Annotated in this window: 16 protein-coding genes and 3 tRNA genes; all 19 read right to left on the bottom strand. The window is 64.5% G+C overall.

The window, feature by feature from the left end:
* Positions 1-62: 62 nt before the first annotated feature.
* Positions 63-139 (bottom strand) — tRNA-Met (locus tag N5C25_RS17930).
* An 82-nt stretch (positions 140-221) separates the two neighbouring features.
* Positions 222-298, bottom strand: a tRNA-Met gene (locus N5C25_RS17925).
* A gap of 127 nt (positions 299-425) precedes the next feature.
* Positions 426-1,886: an NADH-quinone oxidoreductase subunit NuoN gene (gene nuoN, locus N5C25_RS17920; protein ID WP_019660579.1), complete on the bottom strand. Its 1,461-nt coding sequence runs from the start codon at positions 1,884-1,886 to the stop codon at positions 426-428.
* A gap of 15 nt (positions 1,887-1,901) precedes the next feature.
* Positions 1,902-3,410 (bottom strand): NADH-quinone oxidoreductase subunit M, encoded by a 1,509-nt coding sequence (locus tag N5C25_RS17915; RefSeq protein WP_019660580.1) that lies wholly within the window; start codon positions 3,408-3,410, stop codon positions 1,902-1,904.
* Positions 3,411-3,433: 23 nt separating this feature from the next.
* Entirely contained in the window at positions 3,434-5,602 is a 2,169-nt protein-coding gene (gene nuoL, locus N5C25_RS17910) for an NADH-quinone oxidoreductase subunit L (protein ID WP_019660581.1), read from the bottom strand.
* Positions 5,603-5,609: 7 nt separating this feature from the next.
* A complete protein-coding gene (nuoK, locus tag N5C25_RS17905; protein WP_005417921.1) occupies positions 5,610-5,915 on the bottom strand; it encodes an NADH-quinone oxidoreductase subunit NuoK in 306 nt (101 codons plus the stop codon).
* The gene (locus N5C25_RS17900) at positions 5,912-6,568 is read right to left on the bottom strand and encodes an NADH-quinone oxidoreductase subunit J (protein WP_279937505.1); all 657 of its coding nucleotides are present in this window, start codon (positions 6,566-6,568) and stop codon (positions 5,912-5,914) included. Before N5C25_RS17900 ends, nuoK begins: the two co-directional genes overlap by 4 nt.
* A 9-nt stretch (positions 6,569-6,577) precedes the next feature.
* Positions 6,578-7,066, bottom strand: a complete 489-nt coding sequence (gene nuoI / locus N5C25_RS17895) for an NADH-quinone oxidoreductase subunit NuoI (protein ID WP_005410456.1) — start codon at positions 7,064-7,066, stop codon at positions 6,578-6,580.
* 4 nt (positions 7,067-7,070) lie between these two features.
* Entirely contained in the window at positions 7,071-8,165 is a 1,095-nt protein-coding gene (gene nuoH, locus N5C25_RS17890; protein ID WP_227845067.1) for an NADH-quinone oxidoreductase subunit NuoH, read from the bottom strand.
* Positions 8,162-10,396, bottom strand: a complete 2,235-nt coding sequence (gene nuoG / locus N5C25_RS17885; RefSeq protein WP_279937504.1) for an NADH-quinone oxidoreductase subunit NuoG — start codon at positions 10,394-10,396, stop codon at positions 8,162-8,164. Before nuoG ends, nuoH begins: the two co-directional genes overlap by 4 nt.
* Positions 10,393-11,733 (bottom strand): NADH-quinone oxidoreductase subunit NuoF, encoded by a 1,341-nt coding sequence (gene nuoF / locus N5C25_RS17880; protein WP_005417934.1) that lies wholly within the window; start codon positions 11,731-11,733, stop codon positions 10,393-10,395. The genes nuoG and nuoF overlap by 4 nt, the downstream gene beginning before the upstream one ends.
* Before the next feature lie 4 nt (positions 11,734-11,737).
* Positions 11,738-12,265 carry an NADH-quinone oxidoreductase subunit NuoE gene (nuoE, locus tag N5C25_RS17875; RefSeq protein ID WP_014647867.1) on the bottom strand — a complete coding sequence of 176 codons (528 nt, stop codon included), beginning with the start codon at positions 12,263-12,265 and terminating at the stop codon, positions 11,738-11,740.
* 97 nt (positions 12,266-12,362) lie between these two features.
* Entirely contained in the window at positions 12,363-13,670 is a 1,308-nt protein-coding gene (locus N5C25_RS17870) for an NADH-quinone oxidoreductase subunit D (RefSeq protein WP_005417935.1), read from the bottom strand.
* Entirely contained in the window at positions 13,667-14,416 is a 750-nt protein-coding gene (locus N5C25_RS17865) for an NADH-quinone oxidoreductase subunit C (RefSeq protein ID WP_005410462.1), read from the bottom strand. Before N5C25_RS17865 ends, N5C25_RS17870 begins: the two co-directional genes overlap by 4 nt.
* A gap of 33 nt (positions 14,417-14,449) precedes the next feature.
* Positions 14,450-15,004, bottom strand: a complete 555-nt coding sequence (locus tag N5C25_RS17860; RefSeq protein ID WP_005410463.1) for an NADH-quinone oxidoreductase subunit B — start codon at positions 15,002-15,004, stop codon at positions 14,450-14,452.
* Positions 14,995-15,351 carry an NADH-quinone oxidoreductase subunit A gene (locus N5C25_RS17855; protein WP_010486426.1) on the bottom strand — a complete coding sequence of 119 codons (357 nt, stop codon included), beginning with the start codon at positions 15,349-15,351 and terminating at the stop codon, positions 14,995-14,997. The genes N5C25_RS17860 and N5C25_RS17855 overlap by 10 nt, the downstream gene beginning before the upstream one ends.
* 111 nt (positions 15,352-15,462) lie before the next feature.
* Positions 15,463-15,547 (bottom strand) — tRNA-Leu (locus N5C25_RS17850).
* A 51-nt stretch (positions 15,548-15,598) separates the two neighbouring features.
* The gene (gene secG / locus N5C25_RS17845; RefSeq protein WP_019660586.1) at positions 15,599-16,036 is read right to left on the bottom strand and encodes a preprotein translocase subunit SecG; all 438 of its coding nucleotides are present in this window, start codon (positions 16,034-16,036) and stop codon (positions 15,599-15,601) included.
* A gap of 31 nt (positions 16,037-16,067) precedes the next feature.
* Positions 16,068-16,823, bottom strand: a complete 756-nt coding sequence (gene tpiA / locus N5C25_RS17840) for a triose-phosphate isomerase (RefSeq protein WP_021203422.1) — start codon at positions 16,821-16,823, stop codon at positions 16,068-16,070.
* Positions 16,824-17,069: the final 246 nt, after the last annotated feature.

Genomic DNA, 17,069 nt, shown 5'->3' with positions numbered 1-17,069 from the left:
GAAACGGGCCAGCCCAAAGAAAAACGCCTTCGAAGGAGGACTTCGAAGGCGATCTCTTTACTTGGTAGCGGGGGCAGGATTTGAACCTGCGACCTTCGGGTTATGAGCCCGACGAGCTGCCAGACTGCTCCACCCCGCATCAGGAGCGGAATTATGAGCGATTGCTTCGAAACATGCAAGCTTTCCCTCATTCATCAAATCGGTTGGCGCCGATCCGACGTTGGTAGCGGGGGCAGGATTTGAACCTGCGACCTTCGGGTTATGAGCCCGACGAGCTGCCAGACTGCTCCACCCCGCACCGGAAGTGTTTGAACTGCTGCCGCGCTCTTTCGAGGACGGCTACCGCAACGATGTTCTGGCTGAACCGCTGCAGTGACAACTCAGGCTGCGCATATTACACGAATCGCGCAGCTTTGTGTCAATTTTTATGCAAGATGCGCAAATGCCTGCTGGCACCAGACCATGATCGGGTTCCAGGCAAGGCCCAGCGCCAGCAGTGCCAGCGCGTTCACGCCCAGCACCAGGCCCAGCACGCGGTCGTTGCTGCGCGGCATGGCCTCGCCCACCGGCTCATCGAAGTACATGACCTTGATGACGCGCAGGTAGTAGAAGCAGCCCACCACGGCGCACAGCACGCCAAGGATGGCCAGCCACAGCAGGCCGCCGTTGACGGCCGCGCCCAGCACCGCCAGCTTGGTCCAGAACCCCAGGAACGGCGGGATGCCGGCCAGCGACGCCATGATGCACAGCACCAGGCCGGCCATCCACGGATTGCGGGCGTTGAGCCCCTTGAAGTCCTCGATGTTCTCGGCTTCGAAACCGGCGCGCGACAGGGCGATGATCGCACCGAAGGCAGCGGTCGACATGATGGCGTAGGCCAGTGCGTAGAACAGCGCGGCGGCATAGCCCTGCGCGCCGCCACCGGCGATGCCCATCAGCAGGAAGCCGATGTGCGAGACGGTGGAGAACGCCAGCATTCGCTTGAGGTTGCTCTGCGCGATGGCCATCAGGTTGCCGATGACCAGCGAGACTGCGGCCAGGCCGGCAATGAGCAGCTGCAGCTCGGTCGACAGCGGCCCCACGCCCATTTCCAGCAGGCGGTAGGCCATGCCGAAGGCCGCCAGCTTCGGCGCCGAGCTGATGAACAGCGCGATCGGTGCCGGGGCACCCTGGTAGACGTCCGGCAGCCACATGTGGAACGGCGCGGCGCCCAGCTTGAAGGCGACGCCGGCGATCATGAACACCGCACCGGTGATCAGCAGCACGCGCTCTTCCGAGTGCGGGATGGCATCGCGGATGACGTCCAGGTGCAGGCTGCCGGTGGCGCCGTAGATCAGCGACATGCCGTACAGCAGCAGGCCCGAGGCCAGCGAGCCCAGCACGATGTACTTCATCGCCGCTTCCGAGGCCAGGCCGTTTTCACGGTTGCTGGCGACCAGGGCGTAGGAGCACAGCGCCAGCAGCTCCAGGCCCAGGTAGACCATCAGCAGGCTGCCGGCCGAGACCAGGATCATCATGCCGGCGGTACCGAACAGGATCAGCACCGGGATCTCGCCCTGGAACAGGTTGCGGTCACGCAGGTAGCGCCAGCCGTAGATCAGGGTCAGGCCGCTGAGCAGCACGATCCCGGTCTTCATCACGTCCGCGGCGGTATCGCGCACGAACATGCCATGGAAGACCTCCCCCTGCCCGCCCACGCCGGTGGCCAGCATGAACAGCACCACGGCCAGCGCAGCGAGCGCGAACAGGTGGGTGACGATCTTGTTCCGGTTGCTGACGAACAGGTCGAGGATCATCAGGGCGAAGGCGCTGCCGATCAGCACCAGCTCGGGAGCGAGCGGTGGCAGGTCAGCGGCGGTCAATGGCAGCAGCGGCGAGGTGGTCATCATCAAATCCTGGAATTACAGCAGCTTGCTGGATGCGATCTGCATCGCCAGCTTCGCGATCGAGGGCTCCATCAGGTCGGTCAGCGGCTTGGGGTAGATGCCCAGGGCCAGCACGCCGATGGCGAACACGCCCAGCACCAGCCATTCGCGGCCGTTGATGTCCTTCAGTTCGGCCACATGGCTGTTGGCCACTTCGCCGAAGAAGATGCGCTTGTACAGCCACAGGGTGTAGGCGGCGCCGATGATCAGGGTGGTGGCCGCGCCCAGGGCGATCCACGGATTACGCTGGAAGGCCGAGAGGATGACCATGAACTCGCCGACGAAACCGCTGGTACCCGGCAGGCCAGCATTGGCCATGAAGAACAGCATGGCGAAGGTGGCGAACCACGGCATCACGTTGACCACGCCGCCGTAATCGGCGATGCGGCGGCTGTGCATGCGGTCGTACAGCACGCCGACGCAGGAGAACATGGCGCCGGACACGAAGCCGTGCGAGATCATCTGCACCATGGCGCCCTGCAGGCCCAGGCGGGCGGCATCGGCGTTGCCGGCTTCACGCACCAGCCACAGGGCGATGAAGGTGCCGAGGGTGACAAAGCCCATGTGCGCGATCGACGAGTAGGCGATCAGCTTCTTCATGTCGTCCTGCACCAGGGCGACCAGGCCGACATAGATCACTGCGATCAGCGACAACGCGATCACCAGCCAGGCCCATTCCTGCGACGCGTCCGGAACGATCGGCAGGTTGAAGCGCAGGAAGCCGTAGCCACCGATCTTCAGGGCGATCGCGGCCAGGATCACCGAACCGGCGGTCGGCGCTTCCACGTGGGCATCCGGCAGCCAGGTGTGGACCGGGAACATCGGCACCTTGACCGCGAAGGCGATCAGGAAGGCGAAGAAGATCCAGGTCTGTTCCTTGGCCGACAGCGGCAGTGCGTACAGGTCGGCCAGCTGGAAGCTGCCGCCCTTCATGTACAGGTAGATCAGCGCCACCAGCATCAGCACCGAGCCGAGGAAGGTGTACAGGAAGAACTTCAGCGCGGCGTAGATGCGGCGCGGGCCGCCCCAGACACCGATGATCAGGAACATCGGGATCAGCATCGCTTCGAAGAACACGTAGAACAGCATCGCGTCCGTCGCAGCAAAGATGCCCACGGTGACGCCTTCCAGGATAAGGAAGGCCGCCACGTACTGGTTCACGCGCTTGTCGATGGCGCTCCAGGCGCCGATCAGGGCAAGCACGCTGACCAGGGTGGTCAGCAGGATCAGCGCCACGGCAATGCCGTCCACGCCCAGGTTGTAGCCGATCTTGTACGCCGGGATCCAGGCGTGGGTCTCGACGAACTGCAGACCGTCGACGCCCGCGTTGTAGCCGCTCAGCAGCGAGAGGCTCGCCACGAACGTCAGCACCGCTACGCCCAGCGACGCCCAGCGGGCGGTCTGCGCATCACGGATCGCAAGAATCAGGGCACCACCGATGATCGGCAGCCAGATGAGGACACTGAGTAGAGGCCAGTTCGACACGTCTTCTTATTCCGTACAGGTCATCAACGCAGGTAATGCATCAGCACGCCCAGCAGGGCAATCAGGCCGATGATCATCGCGAAGGCGTAGTGATAGAGGAAACCGGATTGGGTACGACGCAGCACGCCGGCTGCGACGTCCACAACACGTGCCGAGAGATTGACCACGCCGTCGACGATGTTGCTGTCGATCCAGCGCGAGACCTTGCCCAGCTTGACGCTGCCACCGGCAAAGCCATCGATCCACAGCTTGTCGAAGCCGTACTTGTTTTCCAGCACCGAAACCAGCGGAGCGAAGGTCTTGCGGGCCTTGCCCGACAGGTCCGGCTTCCACAGGTAGAACAGTGCGGCCAGCAGGAAGCCCGCAACGGTCAGCACGAACGCCGGCGCCATCATGCCGTGCAGCGCGAACGCGACCGGGCCATGGAACTCCTCGCCCAGGAAGCCGATGGTGTTCTTGGCCGGATCGTAGAAGTCCACGATGCCGGTGAAGAACGTATGCGCCTGTCCCTTGATGGCGTCGTGCGCGTGGTGGCCGGCCCAGTCGGTGCCATACAGCATCGGACCGATGCTGAAGAAGCCGATGGCGATCGAAGGGATGGCCAGCAGGATCAGCGGCAGGGTCACCACCCACGGGGTTTCGTGCGGCTCATGAGGACCGTGGCCATGGCCGTGGTCGTCGTGATGCGCATCGCCGTGGTGGGCGTCGGCGGCATGGTGCTCGTCATGGCCATGGCCATGCGCGTGGTCATCATGCGTGTCGCGGAATCGTTCCTTGCCATGGAAGGTCAGGAACAGCAGGCGGAAGCTGTAGAAGCTGGTGACGATCACGCCGCCCAGTACGGCCCAGTAGCCGTAGGTGGCCACCCAGTTGTTGGACAGGTGCGCGTGCAGCTCGGCCGCCTCGATGATGGTGTCCTTCGAGTAGAAGCCGGAGAAGAACGGCGTACCCACCAGCGCCAGGGTACCGATCCACATGGTGATGAAGGTGATCGGCATGTACTTGCGCAGGCCGCCCATCTTGCGCATGTCCTGCTCGTGGTGCATCGCGATGATGACCGAGCCGGCGCCCAGGAACAGCAGGGCCTTGAAGAAGGCGTGGGTCATCAGGTGGAACACGGCGGCCGAATAGGCCGACACGCCCAGTGCAACCGTCATGTAGCCCAGCTGGGACAGCGTGGAATACGCGACGACGCGCTTGATGTCGTTCTGCACGATGCCGATCAGGCCGGTGAAGAACGCGGTGGTGGCACCGATGAACAGCACGAAGTTCAGCGCGGTCTGCGACAGCTCGAACAGCGGTGACATGCGGGTGACCATGAAGATACCGGCTGTCACCATCGTCGCGGCGTGGATCAGTGCCGAGATCGGGGTCGGGCCTTCCATCGAGTCCGGCAGCCACACATGCAGCGGGACCTGGGCCGACTTGCCCATGGCACCAATGAACAGGCAGATGCAGATGACGGTGGCGATCGACCAGATCACCGGCTCGTTCAGCAGCTGCATGCCCAGGATGGTGCCGTCCCAGATCTGCAGCTGGGCGCGCGGGTCAGCCAGCATGCCGGCCTGCGAGAACACCTGCGAGTAGTCCAGGGTGCCGAACACCCACAGCACGCCGGCGATGCCCAGCAGGAAGCCGAAGTCACCGACGCGGTTGACCAGGAACGCCTTCATGTTGGCGAAGATCGCGGTCGGGCGCTTGAACCAGAAGCCGATCAGCAGGTACGACACCAGGCCCACCGCTTCCCAGCCGAAGAACAGCTGCAGGAAATTGTTGCTCATCACCAGGGTGAGCATCGAGAAGGTGAACAGCGAGATGTAGCTGAAGAAGCGCTGGTAGCCCGGGTCGTCCTGCATGTAGCCGATCGTGTAGATGTGGACCAGCAGCGACACGAAGGTCACCACCACCATCATCATCGCGGTCAGCTTGTCGACCATGAAGCCGACGTGCGCCGAATACTGGCCGACTTCAAAGAACGTGTAGATGTTCTGGTTGAACGGCTGCGCGCCGCCCCACATCAACTGGTAGAACGTGTACATCGACAGGCCGCAGGCCACCGCGACGCCGAGGATGGTGATGGTCTGCGCGCCGAAGCGCTTGACCTGGCGACCGAACAGGCCGGCGATGATGCTGCCGAACAGCGGTGCGAGCACCACTGCGATCAACAGACTCTTGGAGAGAGTGATTTCCATCTGTGGATCAGCCCTTCAACGAATCGACTTCGCCGACATTGATCGTGCGGCGGGTACGGAACAGGGTCACCAGGATCGCCAGGCCGATGGCGGCTTCCGCGGCGGCGACGGTCAGGATGAAGAACACGAACAGCTGGCCGGACGGATCGCCCAGCTGGCGCGAGAAGCCGACGAAGTTGATGTTCACCGACAGCAGCATCAGTTCGATCGACATCAGCAGGACGATGACGTTCTTCCGGTTGAGGAAGATGCCGGCCAGGCTGATGGCGAACAGCACCGCGCCAAGCGCAAGGATGTGGCCAAGGGTAATCACGGCTGGGTCTCCTCGCCGGTGGCCGGCTTGCTGTTGCTGTGCACGACCGGGGCCTCGGCACCCATCTTGACCATGCGCAGACGCTGGCCGGCCTTGACCATGGTCTGCTCACTCGGGTTCTGGCTCTTGACGCCGGTGCGGCGACGCAGGGTCAGCATCACGGCAGCAACCACGGCCACGGTCAGGATGACGGCGGCGAACTCGAACGGAAGCAGGTACTCGGTGAACAACGTGCGCGCCAGCCAGGTGATGTTGGACGTGTCGGCGGCGACCGCAGCGGCGTTGTCGGCCGGGAACGGCGTGGCCGAACGCGCCTTGACGCCGATCAGGATCAGCATCTGCACCAGCATCGCGACGGCGACGATGAGGCCGACCGGCAGGTAGCGCACCCAGCCCTCACGCAGCTTGGTGGGGTCGATGTCCAGCATCATCACCACGAACAGGAACAGCACCATCACCGCGCCGACGTAGACCAGCACCAGCGCCACACCGAGGAACTCGGCGCCCACCAGCAGCCACACGCAGGCAATGGAGAAGAAGGTCAGCACCAGGCAGAGCACGGCGTGAACCGGGTTGCGCACGCTGATCACCGCACCGGCCGAAACCGTTGCCGCGATGGCGAACACCCAGAAAGCGATATTTACCCAATCCATCTCTCGACCTCAGCGGTAAGCGGCATCGGCGGCACGACGCTCGGCGATCTCGTTTTCGAGACGGTCGCCCAGGGCCAGCAGCTGCGGCTTGGTAACGATGTTTTCGCCACGATTCTCGAAGTGGTACTCGAGGATGTGGGTTTCGACGATCGAGTCCACCGGGCAGCTTTCCTCGCAGAAGCCGCAGAAGATGCACTTGAACAGGTCGATGTCGTAGCGCGTGGTGCGGCGGGTTCCGTCCTCGCGCTTGGCCGAGTCGATGGTGATGGCCAGCGCCGGGCAGACCGCTTCGCACAGCTTGCAGGCAATGCAGCGCTCTTCGCCGTTGGGGTAACGGCGCAGCGCGTGCAGGCCACGGAAGCGCGGCGACTGCGGGAACTTCTCCATCGGGTACATCATCGTGTACTTCGGCTTGAAGCTGTACTTCAGCGTCAGCCAGAGGCCCGCCAGCAGTTCGAGCAGCAGCAGGCTCTTGAAGTAATGGGTAATCCTGTTCATCACTTTAGACGCCCTTTTGAATCACGCCGAAGAACACCATGACGGCGGTAACCGCGATCCACAGAATGGCCAGCGGGATGAAGACCTTCCAGCCCAGGCGCATGATCTGGTCGTAGCGGAAGCGCGGGAAGCTGGCACGGAACCAGATGTAGGCACTGGCGAAGAAGAACACCTTGACGAACAACCACGGTGCACCGCCCTTCCAGATCCAGTCGACCAGCGGCGAGACATTGCCGAAGTTGACCCAGCCCTGGACCGGGCTCAGCCAGCCGCCGAGGAAGAAGATCGAGATCAGGAAGCTGATCAGGATCATGTTCGCGTATTCGGCCAGGAAGAACAGGGCGAACGCGCCGCCGGAGTACTCGACCATGTGGCCGGCGACGATTTCCGATTCGCCTTCCACCACGTCGAACGGCGCGCGGTTGGTTTCAGCCACGCCCGACACCCAGTAGATGACGAACAGCGGGAACAAAGGCAGCAGGAACCAGTCGAAGAAGCCGGAACTGCCGGCCTGCGCCATCACGATGTTGCTCAGGTTCAGGCTGCCCGAGGCGATCATCACGCCGACCAGGGCAAAGCCCATGGCGATTTCGTAGCTGATCATCTGTGCCGAGGCGCGCATCGCACCCAGGAACGCGTACTTCGAGTTGGACGCCCAGCCGGCCAGGATGATGCCGTAGATGCCCAGCGAGGTCATCGCCAGCAGGTACAGCAGGCCGGCGTTGGCGTTGGACAGCACGATCTGCGAATCGAAGGGGACCACCGACCAGGCCGCGAAGGCCGGGGCCAGGGTGATCAGCGGGGCCAGCAGGTAGATCGCCTTGTTGGCGCTGCTCGGCTGGACCACTTCCTTGAACAGCAGCTTGAAGACGTCGGCGAAGGCCTGGAAGATGCCCATGCCCACATACATCGGGCCGTGGCGGACGTGCATCCAGCCGATCAGCTTGCGTTCCCAGACCACGTAGAAGGCCACCGAGATGATCACCGGAACGGCGATCACCAGGATCTTCAGGATGATCCAGATCAGCGCGCCGATGTCACCGAGGCCCAGCAGCCACTGGTGCAGCGGGTCGACCGCGTTCAACAGCAATTCGTTCATGCAGCCACCACCGATACGCGAGCGGCACCCAGCGGCGCGGTCGCGCCGTGGCCCGATTCAATCCAGACCGAACCCGCTGCGACGCGGGCGTCGACCACCACCGGCAGGGTGGCCTTGCCGGCATCGGTGCCGACCTTGGCCATCTGCCCTTCCTGCAGCTGCAGGCGAGCGGCATCTTCAGCGTTCAGCACGATGCGCGGGGCGTTGCTGAGCGGATGCGACTGCAGCGCCGGCGCGCGACGGACCACCGCATCGGTGCGGTAGATCGCGGCGGTCGAAGCCACTTCCAGGCCTTCACCGGCAACCGCCGGCTGTGCCGAAGCGGCAATACTGACCGACACAGGGGCCAGGCTGGCACGCAGTCCGGCCAGGTCGGTGAAGTCGAAACCGGCCAGCGCCATGTCGCCGCCCAGGGCGCGCAGCACGCGCCAGCCTTCACGGGCCTCGCCCGGCAGCTTGCCGCCGGCACGGGCCGACTGCTCGCGACCGTCGAGGTTGGTAAGGGTGGCATCGATTTCCGGCAGCGCACCGATCGGCAGGATCACGTCTGCAACGTCGCGGGTCGAGGCGCAGGCGAAGTGGCTGAACGCCACCACCTGGGCACCCACCAGCGCCTTGCGCGCGGCCGGTGCATCGGCGAAGTCCAGGCCCGGCTCCAGCCCGTACACCACGTAGGCCTGGCGCGGCTGCGCCAGCATCGCGGCGACGTCCTTGCCGGCCGGCAGCACGCCGGCGCGGGTCAGGCCCACGGCGTTGGCGCCCTGCGGGATGCGGCACAGCTTGGCACCGGTCGCTGCGGCGAAGTCACGCGCCGCGGCGCGGATCGCGGCAGCCTGCGGGTGATTCTCGGCGATGCCACCGACGATCAGCAAGGTGTTGTTGCCGCCCTGCACTGCCGAACGCAGCTCGCTGCTGGCCAGCGCATCGACGAACTTGGACGGTGCGACGATCTGCTTGCCGGCAATGCTGAAGGCAAAGTCGAAGTCCACCGGATTGATGACGTGGATCTTCGCGCCCTTGGTGGTCTGCGCCTTGCGCAGGCGGGCGTGCAGCAGCGGCAGTTCGTGGCGGATGTTGCTGCCCAGGACGACGATGCGGTCGGCGCCTTCGATCTCGGCCAGCGGCAGGCCGAACACTTCGGCGGTTGCGGCGTCGGAGAAATCGCGGTTGTTGATGCGGTGGTCGATGTTGCCCGAGCCCAGGCCCTTGGCCAGGCGGGCCAGCAGCGCACCCTCCTCGTTCGAGGTCGACGGATGCACCAGCACGCCCAGGTTGTCGCCCTGGTTCGCCTTGAGGATCTCGGCGGCTGCGGCCAGGCCTTCGGCCCAGCTCACTTCCTTCCACTCGCCATTGACCTTGCGCAGCGGCTTGACCGCGCGGTCTTCGCTGTACAGGCCCTGGTGCGAGTAGCGGTCGCGGTCGGACAGCCAGCACTCGTTCACCGCTTCGTTGTCGCGCGGCACGGTGCGCAGCACTTCGCCGCGACGCACGTGCAGGAACAGGTTCGAACCCATCGCGTCGTGGTAGCCCAGCGACTCGCGCGCGGTCAGCTCCCACGGGCGGGCGCGGAACTGGAACACCTTGTTGGTCAGCGCGCCGACCGGGCAGACGTCGACGACGTTGCCCGACAGCTCGGTGGTCAGCGGCTTGCCGTCGAAGGTGCCGATCTGCAGGTTCTCACCGCGGTACATGCCACCCAGTTCGTAGGTACCGGCAACGTCGGCGGTGAAGCGGACGCAGCGGGTGCACTGGATGCAACGGGTCATCTCGGTGGCCACCAGCGGCCCCATGTCCTCGTCCGGCACCACGCGCTTGCGCTCGTTGAAACGGCTGACCGAACGGCCATAGCCCAGCGATACGTCCTGCAGCTCGCACTCGCCGCCCTGATCGCAGATCGGGCAGTCCAGCGGATGGTTGATGAGCAGGAACTCCATCACCGAGCGCTGGAACTTCAGTGCCTTCTCACTGCGGGTGGCGACCTTCATGCCGTCCATCACCGGGGTAGCGCAGGCCGGCGCCGGCTTCGGCGACTTCTCCACGTCCACCAGGCACATGCGGCAGTTGGCGGCGATCGGCAGCTTCTCGTGGTAGCAGAAGCGCGGAATCGGAATGCCGGCCTTGTCGGCCGCCTGGATGATCATCGAACCCTTGGGCACGACCAGCGACTTGCCATCGATCTCGATGGTCACGTGGTCTGGTGGCACGTTCGGGTTTACGGGTTGCGCGCTCATGCGGCGGCTGCCTCCACCTTCTTGCCGTCAACCATCGAATGACCGTTGACGATGTAGTACTCGAATTCGTCCCAGAACTGGCGCAGGAAGCCCTGGATGGGCCATGCAGCCGCTTCACCGAACGCACAGATGGTGTGGCCTTCGATCTGGCCGGCCACCGCCTTCAGCTGGTGCAGGTCTTCCATCGTGGCCTTGCCGGCGACGATGCGCTCCAGCACGCGGTGCATCCAGCCGGTACCTTCACGGCACGGCGTGCACTGGCCGCACGATTCCTTGTGGAAGAACTGGCTGATGCGGCAGGCGAACTTGACGCAGCAGACGCTGTCGTCGAGCACCACGATGGCCCCCGAACCCAGGCCGGAGCCCAGCGCACGGATGGTGTCGTAGTCCATCGGCAGGCCCTTCAGCTCGGCCGCGGTCAGCACCGGCATCGACACGCCGCCCGGAATCGCGCCCTTGAGCTTGCGGCCCGGACGCAGGCCACCGGCCATTTCCAGCAGGTCGTCGAAGGTGGTGCCCAGCGGTACTTCAAAGTTGCCGCCGTTCTGCACGCAGCCGGACACCGAGAAGCACTTCGGGCCGCCGTTGGCGGTCAGGCTCAGGCCCTTGAACCACTCCGGGCCGTTGCGGATGATCGCCGGCACCGAACCGTAGGTTTCGGTGTTGTTGATCGTCGACGGCTTGCCGTAGAGGCCGAAGTTTGCCGGGAACGGCGGCTTGTAGCGCGGCTGGCCCTTCTTGCCTTCCAGCGATTCCATCAGCGCGGTTTCTTCACCGCAGATGTAGGCGCCGGCGCCCAGCGCACCGTAGATGTCGATGTCCACGCCGCTGCCGAGGATGTTCTTGCCCAGCCAGCCGTTCGCATAGGCGTCGGCCAGGGCCTGCTCGAAGTGCTCGAACGGCTCGTGGTGGAATTCACCGCGCAGGTAGTTGTAGCCCACGGTCGAACCGGTGGCGTAGCAGGCGATCGCCATGCCCTCCACCACCGAGTGCGGGTTGTAGCGCAGAATGTCGCGGTCCTTGCAGGTGCCCGGCTCGGATTCGTCCGAGTTGCAGAGGATGTACTTCTGCATGTTGCCCTTGGGCATGAAGGACCACTTCAGGCCGGTCGGGAAGCCTGCGCCACCGCGGCCGCGCAGGCCCGAGGCCTTGACCATCTCGATGACCTGCTCCGGCGGGATCTTCTCTTCGAGGATCTTGCGCAGGGCGGCGTAACCACCGGTCTTCAGGTAGCTTTCGTACGACCACGGGGTGTCGTAATGCAGGGTGGTGTAGACCACCTGGTGCGGCAGCGGCGCGGGGCCGACCGGACCCTTGGATTCGTGGTGATGTGCCATGCCCTTACTCCAGCCCGTCCAGCAGCTCGTCGACCTTTTCCAGGGTCAGACGCTCATGGTAGTGACCGTTGATGACCATCATCGGTGCGCCGCCGCAGCCGGCCAGACACTCTTCCTCGCGCTTGAGGTAGACGCGGCCATCCGGGGTCGATTCACCGTGCTTGATGCCCAGTTTCTTCTCGCAGTGGCGCACGATGTCTTCGGCGCCATTGAGCCAGCAGCTGATGTTGGTGCAGATGGCCACGTTGTTGCGGCCCACCTTCTCGGTCTCGAACATCGAGTAGAAGCTGGCGACCTCGTAGGCCCAGACCGGCGGCAGGTCCAGGTACTTGGCCACGGCGGCGATCAGCTCGTCGGTCAGCCAGCCCTGGTTCTGCTCCTGGGCCGCATGCAGGCCCTGCAGCACGGCAGAGCGCTTGCGATCCGGCGGGAACTTGGACAGCCAGTGATCGATGTGAGCGCGGGTCTTGTCGCTCAGCACCACCATCGGGTCGACGTCGCGCGCCGCCTCGAAATTACCTGTCGCCTTCATCGGCCGACCTCAGCGAAATGCATAACGTGAAATTCCAGAAACTGCGGCGCCGGCTTGCGCCGGCTGCCTGCAGCGGGCGTTGGCGTAGCGGACGGCATTACCGGTCAACCTCGCCGAACACCAGGTCGTAGGTACCGATCATCGCCACCACGTCGGCCAGCATGTGGCCGCGCACGACCGAATCGATCGAGGACAGGTGGGCGAAGCCCGGCGCGCGCAGGTGCACGCGGAACGGCTTGTTGGCGCCATCGGAGACCAGGTAGCAGCCGAACTCGCCCTTCGGGGCCTCCACCGCCGAGTAGGTCTCGCCGGCCGGTACGCAGTAGCCTTCGCTGAACAGCTTGAAGTGGTGGATCAGCGCTTCCATGTCGTCCTTCATGTCCTCGCGCCTGGGCGGAGCGACCTTGAAGTTCTTCACCATCACCGGGCCCGGGTTGGCCTTCAGCCACGCCACGCACTGCTTGATGATGCGGTTGGATTCGCGCATTTCGGCAACGCGGACCAGGTAGCGGTCGTAGCAGTCACCTTCCTTGCCCAGCGGGATGTCGAAATCGACGGCATCGTACTTGGCGTACGGACGCTTCTTGCGCAGGTCCCAGGCAATGCCCGAGCCGCGCAGCATCACGCCGGTCATGCCCCACTGATGGGCCAGCTCGGGAGTGACCACGCCGATGCCGACGGTACGCTGCTTCCAGATACGGTTGTCGGTCAGCAGGGTTTCGTATTCGTCGATGCGCTTGGGGAACTCGACGGTGAAGTTCTCCAGGAAGTCCAGCAGCGAGCCTTCGCGCGAAGCATTGAGCTGCTTCAGCGCCTTGCCCTTGTGCCAGCGCGATTCCTTGTACTTCGGCATGTGGTCCGGCAGGTCGCGGTAGACACCGCCCGGACGGTAGTACGCCGCGTGCATGCGCGCGCCGGAAACCGCTTCGTAGCAGTCCATCAGCTCTTCGCGTTCGCGGAAGGCGTACAGCATCACCGCCATCGCGCCCAGGTCGAGCGCGTTGGAGCCCAGCCACATCAGGTGGTTGAGGATGCGGGTGATTTCATCGTACATGGTGCGGATGTACTGGGCACGCTCCGGCGCCTCGATGCCCATCAGGGTCTCGATCGCGCGCACGTAGGCGTGCTCGTTGCACATCATCGACACGTAATCCAGGCGATCCATGTAGCCGATCGACTGGTTGAACGGCTTGGACTCGGCCAGCTTTTCGGTACCACGGTGCAGCAGACCCACGTGCGGGTCGGCGCGCATGATGGTTTCACCGTCCATTTCCAGGATCAGGCGCAGCACACCGTGAGCGGCCGGATGCTGCGGGCCGAAGTTCATGGTGTAGTTGCGGATTTCCTGCCGGCTTTCGGCGGCGTTGCTGGCGAACGCTTCGCCAGCCTGGTGTACGTGGCTCACTTCACTGCCTCCTGCGCGCGCTCACCTTCTGCGGTCTGCAGACGGGCGTCGTCGCGGATCACGCGCGGCACGCCGACACGCGGCTCCACCGAGGTGACCGGTTCGTAGATCACGCGCTTCTTTTCTTCGTCGTAGCGGACTTCGACATTGCCGATCAGCGGGAAATCCTTGCGGAACGGATGGCCGACGAAACCGTAGTCGGTCAGGATCCGGCGCAGGTCCGGGTGGCCTTCGAAGATCACGCCGTACAGATCGAACGCTTCGCGCTCGAACCAGTTCAGGCCCGGCCAGATGCCGGTCAGCGAGGACACCACCGGCAGCGCTTCGTCAGGGGCGAAGCAGCGCAGGTGCATCATCAGGTTGTGCTGGTACGAACGCAGCTGGGCGACCACGGCGAAGCGCTGGGTCGGCATGTGCTGCGGGCGGGCACCGTCGGCACCGTTTTCCTCGGTGGGGAACTCGCCCCACGCGAAGCGGCCTTGGGCCTTGCCTTCGACGCCACGGCTGAAGCCCTGCGAGGACACATCGGCGGTGTCCCACTCGTCGGAGCCGTAGCCGAGGTAGTCGACGCCGCACAGATCCACGGCCTGCTCGAAACCAAACTCGTCACGCAGCGCCAGGGCGGTGGCGTGCCACTCGGCGGCAGGCACTTCCAGCGTCACTTCGCCGCGGGGTTCGACCACGATGACCTTCGCACCAGCGAAACGTGCGGACAGTCGGTCGATGAAGGATGCTTGCTCTGCCATGGGGGCTTGGCGCGCTCTTGTCAGGTGAAGGGGTCAGCGGGCGATGGTCTGTGTACGCCAGATCTTCTTCTGCAGCTGCAGGATCCCGTACACCAGCGCCTCGGCGGTCGGCGGGCAGCCCGGGACGTAGACGTCCACCGGCACCACGCGATCACAGCCGCGCACCACAGAATAGGAGTAGTGGTAGTAGCCGCCACCGTTGGCGCAGCTACCCATCGAGATGACCCACTTCGGGTCCGGCATCTGGTCGTAGACCTTGCGCAGCGCCGGGGCCATCTTGTTGACCAGGGTGCCGGCCACGATCATCACGTCGGACTGACGCGGCGACGGGCGGAACACCACGCCGTAGCGGTCGAGGTCCAGGCGCGCGGCACCGGCGTGCATCATCTCGACGGCGCAGCAGGCCAGGCCGAAGGTCATCGGCCACATCGAGCCGGTGCGCGCCCAGTTCAGCAGTGCATCGACGCTGGTAGTGACGAAGCCCTTCTCCAGCAGCGGGTTGTCGCCTTCCGGCCGCAGGATGTCATCAACCCGGCCTTCCGGCGTGGGGTTGTTCATGAGGCCATCGAGAGTCTGAATCACTCCCATTCCAGCGCTCCCTTCTTCCAGACGTAAATGAAACCGAGGAACAGCATGCCAACGAACAGGCCCATGGTGATGAGCGAGCGGGCGCCCAGTTCCATGAAGACCTGGGTCCACGGCACGATGAAGATGATTTCCAGGTCGAAGACGATGAACTGGATCGCGATCAGGTAGTAGCGCACATCGAACTTCATGCGCGCGTCTTCGAAGGCCTCGAAGCCGCACTCGTACGGCGAGAGCTTTTCCAGATCGGGGCGGCGGGGACCGAGGAATCGACCAACCAGCATCAGCGTAACGCCGATACCGGTGGCAACGATCAGAAACAGCAGAGACGGCAAATATTCGGCCAGCACAGCGATTCTCTCTTGCCTCTGCCGCCGCGCCTGCAGGCGCTTTGGCATGGGGGAGTGGACGGGAATCTGCCTGGCGCCTTGCGCGCCAGACGAACCCGCTTTACTTACAAATGGTGCCCAAGAGGGGACTCGAACCCCTACGACTTGCGTCGCTACCACCTCAAGGTAGTGCGTCTACCAATTCCGCCACCTGGGCAAACGATCACATCAGACTATCTTCCCGATGCGCCGCGTATTGTAACCGGCTTCAGTGTTTCTGGGAGCCTTCCGAAGGCTTTTCTTCACCAGAAACCGAAGATTCCGCCTGAGCCGGCACATTCGCCGCCGGAACCGGGGCGGCCGGGACCGCATCGGCCTTCGGAACGGCCGGCAGTTCGCCCGCCGGAGCCGCCGGCGCGCTGGCCGCCGGGGCGGACATCAGGCCCAGATCCTGGTCGGCCGCCGGGCGGCTGCCGTGACCGGCATACCAGGCCATGAAGAGACTGATGCCGAAGAACACCACGGCCAGCCACTTGGTCGACTTGGACAGGAAGTTCGAGGCGCCGCGCGCACCGAACACCGTGCCCGAGGCACCAGCACCAAAGCCCGAACCTGCCGCCGCACCCGAGCCACGCTGCATCAGGATCAGCGCGATCATGGCCACAGCGACCAGCACGTAGACGACATTGAGGATCAACATCAGCATTGGAAACCGCCCTCGGACAATACTTCTAGGATTAGTTCGCGGCCGCCGCCCGTGCGATGGCCAGGAAGTCCGCGGCCACCAGGGAGGCGCCGCCGACCAGCCCACCATCGACATCCGGCTGCGCGAACAGTTCCCCGGCATTGTCGGGCTTCACGCTACCGCCGTAAACAATGGGCAGTGAATCAGCGATTCTAGCATCGATGCGCGCGACTTCGCCACGGATGAACGCGTGCACCTGCTGTGCCTGTTCCTTGCTGGCGGTACGGCCGGTACCGATGGCCCAGACCGGCTCGTAGGCGACCACAGCATTGGCGAAACCTGCCGCGCCGACCAGCTCCAGCACCGGCGCCAGCTGGCTGGCGATGACCGCTTCGGTCTGCCCGGCCTCGCGCTGTTCCAGGGTCTCGCCCACGCACAGCACCGGCACCAGGCCGGCGTGCTGGGCGGCGGCGAACTTGCGCGCGACCAGCTCGCTGCTCTCATGGTGGTACTGGCGGCGCTCGGAATGGCCGACCAGGCCATAGCGGGCCCCAACCTCGACCAGCATGGCCGCGCAGACCTCGCCGGTGTAGGCGCCCTTCTCGTTGCTGCTCACGTCCTGCGCGCCGAAGGCCAGGCCGGTCTCGCCGAAGTCCTCGACCAGCTCCCCCAGGTAGGGCAGCGGCGGCAGGATCACCACGTCCACCCCCTCCAGCGGCAGCCCGGCAGCCACCTGCCCCAGCAGTTCATTGGCGAATTGACGGCTGCCATGCAGCTTCCAGTTTCCGGCGACGATCTTGCGGCGCATGAGCGGGTGGCTCCTGTATGAAGTCAGCCGGTCATGATACCCGCTGCGGCAAAAATCCGTTTCCTTGTAAGCGGTTACATGGATTTTCAGCCAACGGCGCAGCCCCTCGTGGCGGGGGTTTGGTTGGGTTGGTCGCGGAAAGCCCAGTTGGATTGGCGGGCTTGGCCGGGCGGGTGGGGATGGTGGGGGACGCCGTAAACCCCCAGGCCGGCCCAGCCGCTAGCGGCTGTGCGTTCGGGCGCTTGC

The organism is Stenotrophomonas sp. GD03958 (assembly GCF_029839005.1).
GTDB classification, from domain to species: Bacteria; Pseudomonadota; Gammaproteobacteria; order Xanthomonadales; family Xanthomonadaceae; genus Stenotrophomonas; species Stenotrophomonas hibiscicola.
Note: the sequence above shows the minus strand (reverse complement) of the source record. Positions and strands in the feature narration are given on the sequence as shown.

Bases quoted from the DNA above. Each gene is read 5' to 3' on its own strand.
- nuoI (WP_005410456.1), bottom strand. From the start codon at position 7,066: ATGAACAGGATTACCCATTACTTCAAGAGCCTGCTGCTGCTCGAACTG.
- nuoE (WP_014647867.1), bottom strand. From the start codon at position 12,265: ATGAAGGCGACAGGTAATTTCGAGGCGGCGCGCGACGTCGACCCGATG.
- nuoN (WP_019660579.1), bottom strand. From the start codon at position 1,886: ATGACCACCTCGCCGCTGCTGCCATTGACCGCCGCTGACCTGCCACCG.
- nuoL (WP_019660581.1), bottom strand. From the start codon at position 5,602: ATGGAAATCACTCTCTCCAAGAGTCTGTTGATCGCAGTGGTGCTCGCA.
- N5C25_RS17900 (WP_279937505.1), bottom strand. From the start codon at position 6,568: ATGGATTGGGTAAATATCGCTTTCTGGGTGTTCGCCATCGCGGCAACG.
- nuoF (WP_005417934.1), bottom strand. From the start codon at position 11,733: ATGGCACATCACCACGAATCCAAGGGTCCGGTCGGCCCCGCGCCGCTG.
- N5C25_RS17860 (WP_005410463.1), bottom strand. From the start codon at position 15,004: ATGGGAGTGATTCAGACTCTCGATGGCCTCATGAACAACCCCACGCCG.
- tpiA (WP_021203422.1), bottom strand. From the start codon at position 16,823: ATGCGCCGCAAGATCGTCGCCGGAAACTGGAAGCTGCATGGCAGCCGT.
- nuoH (WP_227845067.1), bottom strand. From the start codon at position 8,165: ATGAACGAATTGCTGTTGAACGCGGTCGACCCGCTGCACCAGTGGCTG.
- nuoG (WP_279937504.1), bottom strand. From the start codon at position 10,396: ATGAGCGCGCAACCCGTAAACCCGAACGTGCCACCAGACCACGTGACC.
- secG (WP_019660586.1), bottom strand. From the start codon at position 16,036: ATGCTGATGTTGATCCTCAATGTCGTCTACGTGCTGGTCGCTGTGGCC.
- N5C25_RS17865 (WP_005410462.1), bottom strand. From the start codon at position 14,416: ATGGCAGAGCAAGCATCCTTCATCGACCGACTGTCCGCACGTTTCGCT.